The organism is Seongchinamella sediminis, from assembly GCF_003457605.1.
GTDB lineage: Bacteria > Pseudomonadota > Gammaproteobacteria > Pseudomonadales > Halieaceae > Halioglobus > Halioglobus sediminis.
Window position 1 is genome coordinate 28,204 of sequence record NZ_QRAN01000011.1, and the last position, 15,007, is coordinate 43,210.

12 protein-coding genes are annotated in these 15,007 nt (G+C 62.8%); 6 read left to right on the forward strand and 6 right to left on the reverse strand.

What is annotated here, in order from left to right:
- Nucleotides 1–86: 86 nt before the first annotated feature.
- Nucleotides 87–1,478, reverse strand: coding sequence for a DUF1329 domain-containing protein (locus tag DWB85_RS11300; protein ID WP_162846090.1), 1,392 nt, complete (start codon nucleotides 1,476–1,478; stop codon nucleotides 87–89).
- Between the two features lie 255 nt (nucleotides 1,479–1,733).
- On the opposite strand from DWB85_RS11300, the gene DWB85_RS19865 reads away from it, so the two are divergent.
- Together DWB85_RS19865 and DWB85_RS11310 are read left to right on the forward strand one after the other, a co-directional pair.
- Nucleotides 1,734–1,916, forward strand: a complete 183-nt coding sequence (locus tag DWB85_RS19865; protein ID WP_117954622.1) for a DUF3604 domain-containing protein — start codon at nucleotides 1,734–1,736, stop codon at nucleotides 1,914–1,916.
- A 65-nt stretch (nucleotides 1,917–1,981) separates the two neighbouring features.
- Nucleotides 1,982–2,602, forward strand: coding sequence for a class I SAM-dependent methyltransferase (locus tag DWB85_RS11310; protein WP_239017297.1), 621 nt, complete (start codon nucleotides 1,982–1,984; stop codon nucleotides 2,600–2,602).
- A gap of 2 nt (nucleotides 2,603–2,604) precedes the next feature.
- On the opposite strand, the gene DWB85_RS11315 is transcribed toward DWB85_RS11310, so the two are convergent.
- Complete coding sequence (locus DWB85_RS11315) at nucleotides 2,605–3,888, reverse strand: tetratricopeptide repeat protein (RefSeq protein ID WP_117954624.1); 1,284 nt, start codon at nucleotides 3,886–3,888, stop codon at nucleotides 2,605–2,607.
- A gap of 106 nt (nucleotides 3,889–3,994) precedes the next feature.
- Between DWB85_RS11315 and DWB85_RS11320 the strand changes: the two genes are divergently transcribed.
- From DWB85_RS11320 to rapA, 4 genes are all read left to right on the forward strand, one after another.
- Entirely contained in the window at nucleotides 3,995–5,779 is a 1,785-nt protein-coding gene (locus DWB85_RS11320) for a WS/DGAT/MGAT family O-acyltransferase (RefSeq protein WP_117954626.1), read from the forward strand.
- Between the two features lie 281 nt (nucleotides 5,780–6,060).
- Complete coding sequence (locus DWB85_RS11325) at nucleotides 6,061–7,044, forward strand: LysR family transcriptional regulator (RefSeq protein WP_117954628.1); 984 nt, start codon at nucleotides 6,061–6,063, stop codon at nucleotides 7,042–7,044.
- 20 nt (nucleotides 7,045–7,064) lie between these two features.
- Nucleotides 7,065–7,880, forward strand: a complete 816-nt coding sequence (locus tag DWB85_RS11330) for a TatD family hydrolase (RefSeq protein WP_117954630.1) — start codon at nucleotides 7,065–7,067, stop codon at nucleotides 7,878–7,880.
- Nucleotides 7,880–10,642, forward strand: a complete 2,763-nt coding sequence (rapA, locus tag DWB85_RS11335) for an RNA polymerase-associated protein RapA (protein ID WP_117954633.1) — start codon at nucleotides 7,880–7,882, stop codon at nucleotides 10,640–10,642. Before DWB85_RS11330 ends, rapA begins: the two co-directional genes overlap by 1 nt.
- 61 nt (nucleotides 10,643–10,703) lie before the next feature.
- Here rapA and DWB85_RS11340 read toward each other — a convergent pair whose 3' ends face one another.
- The 4 genes from DWB85_RS11340 to DWB85_RS11355 are packed head-to-tail and all read right to left on the reverse strand — an operon-like array spanning nucleotide 10,704 to nucleotide 14,978.
- Nucleotides 10,704–11,411, reverse strand: coding sequence for a hypothetical protein (locus tag DWB85_RS11340; protein ID WP_239017298.1), 708 nt, complete (start codon nucleotides 11,409–11,411; stop codon nucleotides 10,704–10,706).
- Between the two features lie 5 nt (nucleotides 11,412–11,416).
- Nucleotides 11,417–13,294 (reverse strand): TIGR00341 family protein, encoded by a 1,878-nt coding sequence (locus tag DWB85_RS11345; protein ID WP_117954636.1) that lies wholly within the window; start codon nucleotides 13,292–13,294, stop codon nucleotides 11,417–11,419.
- On the reverse strand, nucleotides 13,291–14,040 hold the full coding sequence (locus DWB85_RS11350; protein WP_117954638.1) for an alpha/beta hydrolase: 750 nt from the start codon (nucleotides 14,038–14,040) through the stop codon (nucleotides 13,291–13,293). The genes DWB85_RS11345 and DWB85_RS11350 overlap by 4 nt, the downstream gene beginning before the upstream one ends.
- Nucleotides 14,037–14,978, reverse strand: coding sequence for an MBL fold metallo-hydrolase (locus tag DWB85_RS11355; RefSeq protein WP_117954641.1), 942 nt, complete (start codon nucleotides 14,976–14,978; stop codon nucleotides 14,037–14,039). The genes DWB85_RS11350 and DWB85_RS11355 overlap by 4 nt, the downstream gene beginning before the upstream one ends.
- Nucleotides 14,979–15,007 lie beyond the last annotated feature (29 nt).

Sequence of the window (15,007 nt, forward strand, 5' to 3'; positions counted from 1 at the left end):
TCGCGATGCAGCGCCGAAATCTCGCCGGCAGGACCCGCGGCAGCAGAGTAACAGGCCAGGGTTCGCCCACTCTGACTGGGTTGGCACTAGCGCTTGGCCAGATTCCTCAGGTTGGCCGGGGTGAAGTAGTCCCTGTCCAGATAAGGCAGATTGTGGACCGCCTCCTCCCGGTCGACGGTAATGAAATTGCTGAGATAGCCACCGGAGGGGAGGTCCATGAATACCTGGGTATGCTTCTCGTAGCAGCTGATCTGGTATTCGTAGTCAGACAGGAAAAAACCGACCCGCCACAGATTGCCCCGACCATCGAAGTTCTCCGACATGACGGGGTTCCAGCTGTCTTCCTCAACATACCAGCGACGTTTCTTGTAGGCGTGGCGCTTGCCGGGTGCGAGCCTGGCCTCCACCACCCAGACCCGCCGCTTCTCGAAACGCACATAGTCGGGATTGAGGAAGTTTACGCTCAACCGGTCATCCAGCTTGCCTTTTCTCGAATCATTAAAGCTGAAATTGTGGAAGGGAACGTACACTTCCTTGCGCCCCAGCAGCGTGTAGGTGAAGCGATCGAAGGCGCCGTTGAAGCCCTTGTGGTCATCGATCGTCTGCATCCCGCCGGGGCCGTCGGGGTTGTCGTAGCCTATCGCCGGCGCCTTGCGCACACGTCGGGTGCCGGGATCGTACTGCCAGGCATTGCGCTTGTGCTTCTTGAAATTCAGCGGATCGGTGACCACGGTAATCTGGCCTTTGGTCCGCGGGGGCGCCAGCCGCTCGGACACGGTCCAGACCGCATAGGCGCCGCGTTCGGCCTCGGTCACACCGGTGTCCGGATCAGCCGGATTGTTGAAGGGGTCTGACTGGGTGAATCTTATGGCATCGTGAGAGCGCTCACCATTGGCGAATACACCATAACCATCGTAAGCGACTTGCAGGGTTGTGGTGCAACCTGAGGTGCGCATATTCCACAGTACTTCCCGGTCGTTCAGGGGTATCGGGAAGGCGATGCCCCCGTTGTAATTGACCAGCCCCTCGCCATCATCGGTGAGCTCGGTGTGGCGCGCATTCCAGGCGGCTTTTTTCGCCATGCGCTCCTGGTAGCCGAAGTCGCGATGGGTGGGGTAAACCTGAAGCTCGAATCCGGGATAGCGGTCGAACAATGCCGCCTGGCCCTCCGAGAGATTGTCCAGGTGCTGTTGATAATTGTCGGCGGTGATGACCAGTAGCGGCTTCTCGTCCGCATAGGGATTCGGCCGGGGAGCCCCGGGGCCACCGTATTCCAGCCCGGGCGGCACCCCCGTCCACTTCGGTTCCCAGGCGGGTATGGAGCCATCGGCGTTGCCGGCCACCTCGCCACCGAAGGGATTCAGGTCACCGCCTTCCAGCCTTGCCGCCTGCTCCTCGGGCACCCTGGCCTGGGTCAGGGAAACGGCCAGCAGGGTAACGGCCACAGCTGCCGCGGACTGCTTGATAGCGTTGGACATTGGCTTCCCTCCCCCTCGCTTGGAAAACATGCTCGATGCCCGATGACCGCTTGTCACGGTCGTCCAGGGTCCGCTCGGCGGGATCGTCGCCGTCAGGTTGCGCTCCCCCGGTGGGGTGCTACCCAGCGGCGGGCGACTGCCCCGCCCTTAAGGTTGCTTGCGGGAACCCAGTTGTTGGCAATCCCCGCTAATCGCCTGCCCTAACTATAGCGCAACGCAAGCGGGTAGGGACCTTGATAGAGATCAACCACACCTATCGCGCACGGGCAAAACACCGGGCAGGCTCGCCCACGCGCGACCGGCAGCGGCCACAAAAACCTCTGCACCGTGGGTGGCGATCCACAGTACAATGGCACGGAATCGGCGCTTTACTGTGTCACGGTGCTGGAACACCCGTCCTGCCGCTGTAGCCTGGCCCCGACCCAGAAGCCGTTTTAATCACCCGACATTCAGGAACGGGCGTAGCCATCGCCCATCTGGATTCATGCCAGTAAGGAGTAAACTTGGCCAGCCAACCGCGCATCGAACGCCGTTTTCGCGGTGTTATCATGCCCACCGCGTCCCACCCCGCCATCCGCAGGGTCAAGCGCCAGGGCGCTGAACCGTCGATCCACGGCAACAAGCTGTGGAAGTCCAGCTGCCTGCTGATCGACTACCTGAATAAAAGTCCGCCAGAACACTGCCAGCGCATCCTCGATGTGGGTTGCGGCTGGGGGGTCTCGGGAATCTGGTGCGCCAAAACCTTCAATTCCGAGGTCACTTCCATGGATGCCGATCCGGATGTATTTCCCTTCCTCCAGGCCACAGCGGAACTGAACGGCGTGCAGACCGAGCACCTGGTTTCGCGGTTCGAAAAGCTCACCACCAGACAGCTGTCCCGCTACGACATGCTGATCGCCGCCGATATCTGCTTCTGGGACGAACTGGTCAGGCCCGTCACCAACATGGTGAACCGGGCGGTTAAAGCTGGCGTGAAACAAATCCTGATTGCCGATCCCGAGCGTTCGCCTTTTTTCGAAATCGCCGAGCGCTGTGCCGACAAGCACTGTGCCGAGGTTGTCGAGTGGAGCACCCGCAGCCCGATCAAGGCTTCCGGGGCAATCATGGTGCTGGAAAACGCCTGAGTTCAGTCCAGCAAGCGGTAGCGTCGGGTAAGCCCCTCTACCGCCTCCGCTTCCCCGCTGGCCCAGCGTGGCCGGAACAGGGTAGCTGACAACTGGCGCCGGAAGTCGTGGAGATTGTGATCCTCATCGCCCCCGGTGTGACGGGCCTCAAGTCCGCTGACCCTGCCCCGTGCGGAGACGTCATAGCGGGCCTCGATGGTGGCCGCCGGTCCGGCGGCGAAGGTCTCGGCGCGCCAGAAAACCCCATTGTCGGGCAGCTCCACCGGCTCCCCCAGCCACTGCTGTAACAGCGCCTGTTCGCCGGCCTCGTTGAGAATCGCCACCACCTCGCGGTAAGACGCGGCGGCCCGCTGCCGGTTACCGTTCCAGAAATACCAGTCTGCCAGTCCCAGGTGCACGGCCGCAGTCTCTACCGCCCCCTGCCCCGCAGCCGCCCGGGACAATTGCCTGAAGATGGCAGCCACCTGCGCCGGCGCAGTGCGCAGGCGCGCGTCCAGTTTCTGCTCCTCCAGCGACTGTACTACCTGCTGGGTCCCCATGTACTCCCTGGAGGTGAGCAACTGTTGCTCGGCGATTGTCGGCTCGAAACGCTGCAGCAGCAGGTAATGATTCAGCACCTGGCTGTAGCTGACGTCCCGCAGCCAGCGGTATGGCACATTCGCCTGTTGCTGCATGTGCTCGAGCATATCGGCATTCAGCTCAATCAGTTTGAGCAGCCGCTGCCGCCCGGCGCCCAGCTCATGGCGCAATGCCTCGCGCTGCCAGCGCATGTATTCCTGGGCCGCCCGAATCCGCGCCTGGGTGAACGGTGGACGACCGTTGCCGAACAGGTGAAAAAAGTAATCGTAGCGTTCGTCGAGCGCCTCCAGGTTGCCGGCCTGGCGGTAGGACAGCAGCAGTTCGCGCAGCAGCGGGACTTGCCGGTCGCTGCCCAGCCCGTCATTGACCCTGATGACATGCATGGCACGCCGGTACAGGGCCGCCGCCTGCTGGTAATCACCCGCCTGCCGATAGTGCCTGCCCAGGGAGGCCAGAGGCTCGGCGAGGCTGTCTGCGTAGGGGCCGCCGGCCTGTTCCAGCGACTCCAGCTGCTGCTCAAAGGCCTGTCCATCCCCGGGGATATTGCTGTCGCCCGGCCGTTCGAGCCATTCCAGTCCTCCCTCGCCCCACTGGGCGCCGAGCCGCACAAAGCCCTCGCCATAGGGTGCAGGCGCTGCCGCTGCGACCAGCGGCTGCAGAGCGAGCAACAGGCCACAAAGCAGGCTCAGGGGACAAGTATTCAGCATAGCGGACAAACTTTGATCACCTTTCTGGTGCCGCCGGGGCAACAATGATATAACGGCGCCACAATTTCGACCTTAGCTGGCTGGCACCGCAGGACCCCGAAACATTATGAAACAGTTAGGCATACTAGACTCCGCATTTATCAACCTCGAGCAGACCAACACTCCCCAGCATGTTGGCGGGCTGGGAATTTACGATCCCTCTACCGCCCCCGGCGGTTTTGTCCGCTTCAAGGATGTGATCTCGGGCTTTGAACGGCGGCTGTCACGGCAACCCTTGTTCCGCACCCGGCTGGTCGAAGTGCCCGGCGGGCTGGACCGGCCCTACTGGGTCAAGGATGCCAATTTTGACGTCGAATTTCACCTGCGCCACATTGCCCTGCCCGAGCCCGGTGACTGGCGCCAGCTGTGCATCCAGATAGCGCGCCTGCATGCACGGCCGCTGGACATGGCCCGGCCCCTGTGGGAGGCCTACATTATCGAGGGGCTGGACAACATACCTGGCTTGCCGGAGGGCTGCTTCGCCATCTATACCAAAATGCACCACTCCCTGGTGGACGGTGCCGGGGGCTCCTCATTCATGGCGCTGATACACGATCTGGTGCCCGACCCGCCCGCGGCAACCGACGATACCGAGGAACCCCGCCTGGTGGATGTTGAGCCGAGCATGAGCGAGCTACTGTCCAAGGCATCAGTCAACAGCGTCAAGAACAGCGCCAGCCTGTTGCGTGGGGCGGTAAAGAATACCCTGCAGCTGGGGCGTTACGCCCTGGATACGGCACGCAATAAAATACCGGCCCCCGACGTTTCAGCGCCCAAGACCATCCTCAACCAGCCGGTGGGCCCGCACCGCGTTTTCGACGCCACCGAGTTTCCGCTGGCGGGATTCAAGGACATCAAGAACGCCGCCGGTGTATCCATCAATGACGTTGCCCTGGCGGTTGTCAGCGGTGCCCTGCGCCGCTACCTGATCGACAAGGGCGAGGCGCCCGAGGAAGGCTCACTGGCGGCAGGTATACCGGTCAATATGCGCACCCGCAGGGAGGTCACTGATGACAACAACCAGGTCGGGTCGATATTCGCGTCGCTGCACACCGATATCGATGACCCGCTGGAGCGCCTGCAGGCCATTGCCCAGTCCACGGCTGACGCCAAGGCCGCAGCTGAAAACAGCCCGCTGGTCGACACCCTGAAAATAGCCGGGGTGTTCTCCCCGGTGGTGGCAAAAACCGTGGCCGGCATCTGGTCGCGAAACAACCTGTCCTCCTATCTGCCAGTTAACATTTCCACGGTGGTCACCAACGTTCCCGGCCCCGATTTCGATCTCTACTGCGCCGGTGCAAGAATGGTGGACTACTACGGACTCGGGGTGCTGACACCCGGGGTGGGATTGTTCCACGCCGTGTTCAGCTACGCGGGCAAGATCACCCTGTCGGTGCTCGCCGACCGTAACATCATGCCCGACCCGGAGACCTATCACGCTTGCCTGGTAGGCGCCTACGAAGAGCTCTACGCCGCTACCCACAAGTCCAGGGCCGGGGCAAAAAACCCCCGCGCCAAAGTGGATTCCTCGCGCCGCGGTACCGCGGGCAAAGCGAAGAAAAAAGCTGCTGCCGGGAAGAAGCCGGCGGCCGGCAAAAAAGCCCCGGCCAAAAAGAAGGCCGCCAGCGGAACAAAGGCGGCGAGCAAAAAGAAGGCCGCCACCGGGACCGGAGCAAATGCGCCCGCCAAAAAGCAAGCGGCCAGCCGAGCCGGCAAAAAAGCGCCGGTCAAAAAGAAAGCGGCTGGCGCAAAGGCATCCGCCAGCAAGAAAGCCCCCGCGGGCGAAAAAGCCCCGGCAAAGCGCAATGCCGCCCGGGCGCAAGCGGGTGTGAAACCCAAACTCCAATCCTGAGCGCCAGCTTCCCGGTCCTGTAACAGGACCGGGGCCACTGCTACCCACTCCCCGGACCGCTGCCAGCCACCCTTAAAAAAAAACCCACCAGAGCGGTGGGTTTGAAAAATAACTCTAACGTTGGACCTGGATGGAATGCCATCGACAGCGCGGACCAGGCCGCGCGCCAGCCCCGGCATCAGGGGCTCATGTTGCGAGTCACATTCATAGTAAGACCGGCTTTGATATGTTTCTAATGTATTATTATCATATTTGCCATAAATTATTTTCATATCGTGCCGATGGATACCAGAGAACTCGCCAAAATCGACCTTAACCTGCTGATTTCATTGCAGGTATTGCTGGAAGAACAGAATGTATCCCGGGCCGCTGAGCGCCTTTTCATCACCCAGCCCGCCATGTCAAAGACCCTTTCCCGGCTGCGCTCAGTGTTTGACGACCCCCTGTTCACCCGGGCCGGCCACGGTATGCAAGCCACCCCCAGGGCCCTGGAACTGGCCGGGCAGCTGGCTGATATTCTCGCTGGCATCAGCCAGCTGGTCAGTCGGCGCGACTTTGCGCCGGCAGACATTGACGCCGAAGTCACCCTGGCCCTGTCGGAGTACATTGGCGTCGCCCTCCTGCCCCGGCTCGCGGCGCGACTGCAGGCTATTGCCCCAAAGCTGCACCTGCGGGTGGTTACCCGGGTGGAGAACCAGCGCGAGCAACTGGCTCTCGGCAATCTGGATTTCGCGATCCATATTCGCCAGCAATACTACGGACCCGAGTTCCGCATAGCGGACCTTGGCGGCAGCCCGGTAATGCTGCTGCTACGTGAAAACCACCCCCTGTGCCAGGGGGAGATCTCGGCGGCGGCCCTGAGCGAATATCCGCTGATCAGGCTCTACGTCTCGGACCGGCAACAGGTGGAGGCGCAGACCGGTGGGCAGGAGTTCGAGAGCCTGGTCAGCGGTGCCCGCGGTTGGCTGGAGATTTCCCACCTGATGACCGCGATGGAAGTGCTGCGCAACAGTGACTATTTCATGCCTGGACCGGCGTTCCTGCTGCAAAATGAAAGCATCAGCCGGGGCATTACCGCGCGCGGCCTGCCCGGCCTCGCCGAGACGAGCGTGGACTATGTGCTGGTGGCCCACCAGCGCACCGAAAACTCGCCCCTGCACAACTGGCTATGGGAGCAGATCACCTGTACTATCCGCGAGCTGCGGCCAACCCAGCCCCGCAAGCTGCGCCAGCGTGTTGCGGCAGGGGCCGCAGCACACCGCTAACCAGGGCAAACAGGCGATTCATGAGCAGCAAGAAGCGGCGGGATATTCCCCGTTTTCAGACCCCCATCATCGAAACCCATTGCCACCTCGATTACCTCGAGGGTGACGCGCTGGAGACAACTCTGGCGAAGTCCCGGGAAGTCGGAGTGGAGAAAATCATCACCATTGCGGTATCAGTCGACAACCTCGATACGGTCAGGGCGCTCGCCAACCGCGGCGATTACATCTGGGGCACCCAGGGTATTCATCCCCATGAGGCTGAGTCTTACTGTGATGAGACCGAGCACAAAATCCGCCAGGCGCTGAGCGAGGATGCCCGCCTGCTGGCAGTAGGGGAAATCGGTCTCGACTACTACTACGACCACGCCGATCGCAACACCCAGCGCCAGGTATTCGAGCAGCAGCTGCAAATCGCTGTCGACCTGCAACTGCCCGTGGTCATTCACACTCGCGAGGCGGACGACGACACCCGCGCCATTCTCGCCAATTTCACTGGCCAGTTAGCGCACCGCGGGGTTATTCACAGTTTTACTTCGGGCATGGCGCTGGCCCAGTACTGCCTTGCCGAAGGTTTCATGCTGGGTTTCAACGGCATTGCCACCTTTAATCGCGCCGACAATGTGCGCGCGGTGATTGCCGCCACCCCACCGGGCCAAACCCTGCTTGAAACTGATGCACCCTACCTTACCCCGGTACCCTACCGCGGCCGCCCGAATGCTTCCTACTACCTGCCCTTTATCGCCGAGCAGGTGGCGAAAACCATGCAGCTGGAGGTGGAAGAACTGTTACGACAGGTCTACCGTAATAGCCAGACTTTGTTTTTCAGAGACGTTTAATGGAATACCTCGTTGGCCAGCGCTGGGTCAGCCACGCCGATGCACAGCTGGGCCTGGGTGTGGTGGTGGAGATAGAGCCGCGCCGCATCACCCTCAGTTTTCCCGCTGTGGGCGAAGAACGCACCTACGCAATAGACAATGCCCCGTTAACCCGCCTCAGGTTCAAGACCGGCGACCATATCAGCACAGTCGATGGTGTCGAGCTGCTGGTCACGGCCGTCGACGAGCACCATGGCCTGCTCATGTACACCGGCACCGATCACCACGAAGAGTCGGTGACCGTGTCGGAGCTGGAGCTGGACGCCTTCGTCCAGTTGACCACGCCGCAACAGCGCCTGCTTAACGGCCACTTTGACAAACACGAGGACTTTGCGCTCCGGGTTGCCACCCTGGAGCATACCAGTCGCCTGCAGGGCAGCCCCGCACGCGGCCTGATGGGCTCGCGCACCAGCCTGCTGCACCACCAGCTGTATATCGCCAACGAGGTGGGGCAGCGTTATGCGCCGCGGGTGCTGCTGGCGGACGAGGTGGGCCTCGGCAAGACCATCGAGGCGGGCATGATCATCCATCAGCAGTTGCTCACTGGCCGGGCCAGTCGCGCCCTGGTGCTGGTGCCGCCAAGCCTGCTGCACCAGTGGCTGGTGGAAATGCTGCGCCGCTTCAACCTGCACTTCTCGCTGTTTGACGCCGAGCGGCTGGCAGAAATGCCCGAGGGCAACCCCTTCGAGGCGGAGCAGCTGGTGTTGTGCAGCCTGGACCTGTTTGCCGGTCGCGAGGACCTGCAGCAACTGGCCCTCGCCGCAGGCTGGGACCTGGTGGTGGTGGACGAGGCCCACCACCTGCACTGGTCAGAAGACGAGGTGGGCGAGGACTATCGCTTCGTGGAGGCACTGGCCGCCTGCAGTGCCGGCCTGTTATTGCTCACCGCCACCCCGGAGCAAATCGGCCAGGCCAGCCACTTTGCCCGGCTCAGGTTGCTGGATCCCTCGCGCTTTCACGACCTGGACAGCTTCATGGCGGAAGAGCGCCGCTACCGCGCCCTGAGCGCCATGGCCGACAGCCTCGAGCGGGGGGAGATTCCGGCGGACCTGCCCGCCGACCTCGACCCCGAAGCCCCGCCGGAACAGCTGATTGAGCAGTTGCTGGACCGCCACGGCACCGGCCGGGTGTTATTCCGCAACACCCGCGAAGCCGTCGAGGGCTTCCCGCAGCGCATCCTGCACCGCTATCCCCTGCCCCAGCCCGAGCCCTACGCCCTGGCCCAGCTGGACCTTGAGGAACGCCTGCATCCGGAGCTGCCTTACGTGGATGACAGCTGGCTGGACTTCGACCCGCGAGTCACCTGGCTGGAACAGACCCTGAAGACGCTGCGCCCTGCCAAGGTACTGGTTATTTGCGCCCACGCAGCCACCGCGGTGGCGCTGGAGCACCACCTGCACATGCGGGCAGGTATTCGCTCCGCCGCCTTCTACGAGGGCTTATCCATCATCGAGCGGGACCGGGCCGCGGCCTATTTCGCCGATGAGACCGGCGGCGCCCAGACCCTGGTGTGTTCCGAGATTGGTAGCGAAGGCCGCAATTTCCAGTTCGCCCATCACCTGATCCTGTTCGATCTGCCCCTGAATCCCGACCTGCTGGAACAGCGCATCGGCCGTCTCGACAGGATTGGCCAGCAACAGGACGTACAAATACACGTGCCCTACCTGGAAGACAGCGCTCAGGAAACCCTGCTGGACTGGTACGACCGGGGCCTGGACCTGTTTCGCGATTCCTGCTCCGCCGGCTACATGATCTTCCAGAACTTCCGTGAACGGCTGCTGCCGGAACTGGAGCAGCGCAGCGAGCAGTTCGACTCCCTGATCACCGATTCTGCCGAATTCACCCTGCGCACCCGGGCCGAATTGCGTGAGGGACGGGACCGGCTGCTGGAACGCAACTCCTGCAAGCGCGAGGTCGCCGATGCACTGGTCGCGGAAATCCATGCGCTGGAATCCAGCGAGACCCTGGAGCACTATCTCGAGGCCCTGTGCGAGGCTTTCGGGGTCGACCAGGAGTTTCATTCTGAACACACCCTGGTCCTCAGACCCTCCGAGCATATGCTGACCGGGCATTTTCCCGGCATCTCCGACGAGGGCACGACAGTGACCTTCGACCGGGACAAGGGCCTCAGTCGCGAGGACATGGCGTTCATCACCTGGGAGCACCCCATGATCCAGGAGGCCATGGACATGGTGCTGTCGACGGAGCTCGGCAATGCGGCCCTGGGCACCCTCAAGCTCAAGGGGGTGCCGCCCGGCACCATGCTGCTGGAAGCCCTGTACACGGTGAACTGCGTGGCCCCCAGGGCACTGCAGGTAGAGCGTTTCCTGCCGCTGTCGCCAATGCGGCTGCTGGTGGACGCCCGCGGCAAACAGCTGGCCGACCTGGTTCCCCACGCCCGCCTCAACAGCCTGGTTGAACGGGTGAAGAAAGCGACCGCACTGGCGATCATCAAGCAGGTACACCAGGAAGTCGACGCCAAGATGGCGCTGGCCAACCAGCAGGCCGAATCCAGGCTGAAGGAAATCCTGAGCGCCGCGGAGCAGAACATGCGCGCCAGCCTGGGCGCAGAGTTGAGCCGTCTGGAAGCACTGCGTGAACTGAACCCCGCCATCCGCGAAGAGGAACTCGAGCACCTGCGCTACCGCATCGAGGAATGCGCGATTCACATCCAGCACGCCAACCTGCAACTGCAGGCACTGCGGCTGATTATTACCACCTGAATGAGGTTCCGCGGCGAGCACCGGCAGCTCAAACGCACCAATGTTGAGCTACGCCCGCGGCTCAGATCGGCAGGGGGATAAACACCGAGCCGGCCGTATGCACGGCCTTGGTGACCCGGCGGTCATCCGCGTCGCTGGCGATGCGCGCCATCATTTCCTGCAGCACGATCAGCTTGCCAAACAAACGCTCGAAGCTGAGGTTATCGTTTACCCCCCGGTACTCGCTGGTAATCAACCAGGGCTCGCCGTTGGGCCTGCGATTGTTGCGCAGCTTCCAGGCAAGCACTTCCACGTTGTGGGCACTGGCCCACAGGGGCTCCGGTTCCAGCGCGTCAAACAGGAAGGATTCCGAGTTATACCCATAGGCATGACGCAGCATGCCGCCGAGGCCCACCACCAGGGCAAACACGCGGTCACCGTCAAAATGGGGATTGAACACCAGCTGCAGGGCGTCGGTTTCCTGGCGCCCCGCCAGTTCGGCAAAGTCCAGTTCGCCACGGGTGGCCTGTAACTGCGCCAGCCGCATCTCGACCGTCATCCCCGGTATCCTGGCCAGCTCGGCGGGATTGCGCCCGTAAAGCTTGACCGTGAGTTCCCGCACCAGGCGCCGGGTCTCATCGATAAATTCGTCGGTAACCAGGTCAACATCGGACTTTATGAGATTCTTCAGTTCATAGCCGCCACAACCCGCCAGCAGCGAGCACAGTAGCCAGATGCCCAGGCAGCGCATGCCAGCCGTCGGGGCCAGTCGGGGCCAATGTCGGGGCACAATACTCATCGCCGGATGTTGAGCTGGGCTTCCAGTTGTATCTTGCGCCCCACCTGCTCGCCGATGATGCGCTTCAACTCATCGATATGCCTGTTTTCCAGCCGTTCGGCAGAGCTGACCACAACTGACAGCAGCGGGGGGTCGTCCAGGGCAACCCGGACGGTCGCAACCTGTACCTGCTGGTCCAGCAGGCGGAGCTCCCCGGCCGGCACCCGCTCCTCCAGCCGGCTCCGCTCCACCAGGTGATCGTAGGCGATATACAGGGGTACGCTGATCAGCGCCAGCGGTAACAGGGAGATAGCCAGCCCCTTGCGTGCCCGGGTCAACGGCGCAAAGCCGAGCACCAGAAAGGTGATACTTGCCGCCAGGGAAATGCCTACCAGGTTGGTAGTCAGCAACAGTAGCGCGCCCCTGGCCATGGGCCAGTCACCCCAGCCCAGGCCGATACCGGCAACGCTCAAGGGGGGAACCAGGGCAACGGCAATGGCGACCCCCGCCAGGCTCCTGGCAACTTCCTCCTTGGCGTTGGCGTAGGCACCGGCGATGCCGGAGATCACCGCGATGAACAAATCCAGCAGGGTCGGCGACATTCGCGACCGCATTTCATCGGTGGCGATGTCAAAGGGCATCAACCATGCCAGTAACACGGCACAAGCGAGCCCCCAGGCAATGCCGATGACCAGGGTTTTCAGGGCGCTGCGAATAAGGTTGACGTTGGAACGCGCCAGGCCCATGGAAAAGGACACAATGGGCGCCATCAGCGGTGCCAGGATCATGGCGCCGATGATCACCGGCGCCGAGTTGGCATACAGGCCGGCCAGCGCCAGCATCACCGACAGCACCATGAGCACCTGGTAAGAGGAGGAGGCGGTGGCGTTGTCGCGCAGCGCGACGAACAGCTCACGGTACTCCTCCTCGCTGGCGTGGTTGAACAGCGGCAGGTGCTTGCCGCTCATGGCCCTGGCCGCCTCGCTCACCGGTATGTGATTCAGGCGCAGGGTTTCCTTGCTGCTCACGCTGGTTGACGCCGTGCCGCGCAGGGCCGGCCCCGGCAGCAGAGAAAGCGCCTGGGGACGAATTTCCAGCTCCAGTTCCCGGGCGTGCACCGGCTTGTTGTCCAGCAGGTACTCAAAACCATCGGCCGCCTCCAGCTGCAGGCGTGCACTCTGCACCAGGGCCAGGGAATCCGGCAGCCGGGAGAGGCTTATCCTGCCCGGCAGCAGCAGGCGGAACACAAACCAGAGGTAGCCAATAATGCTGCGCGGGGCCATGGCCAGCAGGGAAACCCGGCCGTCGGCCGCGCTGAGATCATCGTCGAAGCGACGGCTGACCAGGGCGCTCTGGGTATGCGCCACCGCGACCATTCCCAGGGCGGCGAAGTCCACCGACTGCTCCTTGGCCGTGACCAGCCGGAATCTGCGCAGGCTCAGCTTGCCAAGTCCGCGCAGGGCGCCGCGAAACAGGCTCCACGTGGTAGAGCGGCGATTGATATCCTGCGGCCTGAGGCTGAGCACGGAACCGATGACCACTGAGGAAAATACCAGCTCCCCATTGCAGCTGAGGGCATCCGCGGCCACCGGCTCGACGCCGCGATAGTGAGCCGTCAGCCCTGCAGGCTCGCCTTTTACTCCCAGCGCGGTACAGGCCTCCCGGGCATCCGGATGCGGCAGCAGGCCGATGCGCCACTGACGCTCGATGCCCAGTGAGGCCAGCTCCCGGACCTGTTCGTCCCCCAGCCACAGCAACACCCGCGACGCGTCAGCCAGGCTCTCGCGCTCAGCGTAGGGCACCAGGCTGATGTCGTTCGCCTGCAGCCACTCGGCGGCACGCTCCGGGTCGAAGGTGGAGTCGTGCAGCAGGTAGCAGGCTTCGCTGGCTGTCAATTGAGCGACTCCAGCAGCGCACTGATGGTGCGCTGCAGGCGTTCCAGGTCGTGCGGCCGCGACAGGCGGTGGTCGCCGTACTTGACCAGTTGTATTTCAACGTCGCTGCTGGTGAGCTTTTCCGCCAGCAGCAGGGAGCGCTCCCAGGGCACGTCGTCATCACATTGCCCGTGCAGCAGTCGCACCGGCTGGTCGATGGCGATTGCGTCGCGCTCCAGCAGACAGTGCTGGCGACCCTCTTCCAGCAGGCCTTTGCCGATGTGGTAAGGCTCACCATCGTCATAACAGTTATCGATGGCACAGTAACCCGACAGTTCCAGTTGCAGCATTTGCTCCGCTGACAGGCCGCCGCTGGCCAGGGCCGCGGTGAAATCCGGAGCCGCCGCAATGCCCACCAGCCCGACCACCCGCGCGGGCCGCGCCAGCGCCAGGTGCAGCATCAGCCAGCCGCCCATTGAAGAACCGACCAGCAGCTGGGGACCGCGGGTGACCTCGTCCAGCACCGCCAGCGCATCGTCTATCCAGCGGCCGATAGTGCCGTCCTCGAATCTGCCACTGGAGTCGCCGTGCCCCTGGTAGTCAAAGCGGGTGTACTGCCTGCCCGTGCTCCGGCACCAGGCGTCCAGGGCCATTGCCTTGTCGCCCTGCATGTTGGAGTTGAAGCCACTGAGAAACAGAATGCCCGGACCGTGGCCCTCAAGGTGTTGACAGGCAAGATACTCCCCCGCCCCCCGTTGCAGCTTCATGCCGACTGCCTCTGCTGCCAGTGGCTCAGCCCCTGGGAGTTGAGCTGCGCGTCGTGACGAAACATCTCGCGCATACCGGCCACCTCCATGGTGGGGTTCATTGCCTGGACGCACTGCAGGGAGTAGTCGATGATCGCCTCCTCCAGTTGCTGTGGCTGGCCGCTGTATTCGATGGCGAGGCCGACATAATCATCGATCTGCCGCAACAGCGACTGCCGCACCCGGTCGCTGTAGGCCAGTTCACCGTAGTGAGTGAGATAAATACGCGCCGGGGAGGCAGCAGCGAGCAGGTTGATGGAGGACTTCAGGGCCTCGGGACGAAACTGGCTGGGAGTGGTGGTTGGCATACAGAAGTCGCCGCCTGGCGTGCGCAACCACTGGTAGGAAATCCCAAACACATCGCCGCTGAACCAGCCCTGGCTTTGCTGGTCCCAGACGCACAGGTGGTGATCGGCATGGCCGGGCGTGTGCCGGAGCTGCAGGCGGCGGCCGGCCAGTTCCAGGCAAAGTCCGTCCTCCGCAGCGCGGACCCGACTCTCCGGCACTGGAACGACATCCCCGTACTGACTGGCGAAGCGGGCGTCGCCAAACACCTGCCGCGATGCGGCAACCAGTTTGCCGGGGTCTATCAGGTGACGCGCTCCCCGCGGGTGGACAACCAGCTCTGCTTCCGGAAAGTGTCGCATCATCGCACCGGCGCCCCCGGCATGGTCCAGGTGAACATGGGTGGGGATCACATAGCGCACCTGCCCGGGACTGATTGCAAGCGCCTGCAGCAGTTGCAACAGGGCCGGCACACTGTAGATGGTGCCCGTTTCCACCACCGCGCACTCCCTACCCGACTGGACCAGGTAAAAACTGGCAACCCCCGGTTCCAGGTAGCCGGTATCTATCCGTGTTATGCCAAATCCGAGATCCTCGGTGACTGGCGGCGCCATGTGCTAATCTCCTGCAATAACTTACCTCC

Excerpts from the sequence above, each read along its gene's own strand:
- DWB85_RS11355 (WP_117954641.1), bottom strand. The coding sequence starts at position 14,978 with ATGGCGCCGCCAGTCACCGAGGATCTCGGATTTGGCATAACACGGATA.
- DWB85_RS11320 (WP_117954626.1), top strand. The coding sequence starts at position 3,995 with ATGAAACAGTTAGGCATACTAGACTCCGCATTTATCAACCTCGAGCAG.
- DWB85_RS11315 (WP_117954624.1), bottom strand. The coding sequence starts at position 3,888 with ATGCTGAATACTTGTCCCCTGAGCCTGCTTTGTGGCCTGTTGCTCGCT.
- DWB85_RS11300 (WP_162846090.1), bottom strand. The coding sequence starts at position 1,478 with ATGTCCAACGCTATCAAGCAGTCCGCGGCAGCTGTGGCCGTTACCCTG.
- rapA (WP_117954633.1), top strand. The coding sequence starts at position 7,880 with ATGGAATACCTCGTTGGCCAGCGCTGGGTCAGCCACGCCGATGCACAG.
- DWB85_RS11350 (WP_117954638.1), bottom strand. The coding sequence starts at position 14,040 with ATGAAGCTGCAACGGGGGGCGGGGGAGTATCTTGCCTGTCAACACCTT.
- DWB85_RS11325 (WP_117954628.1), top strand. The coding sequence starts at position 6,061 with ATGGATACCAGAGAACTCGCCAAAATCGACCTTAACCTGCTGATTTCA.
- DWB85_RS11330 (WP_117954630.1), top strand. The coding sequence starts at position 7,065 with ATGAGCAGCAAGAAGCGGCGGGATATTCCCCGTTTTCAGACCCCCATC.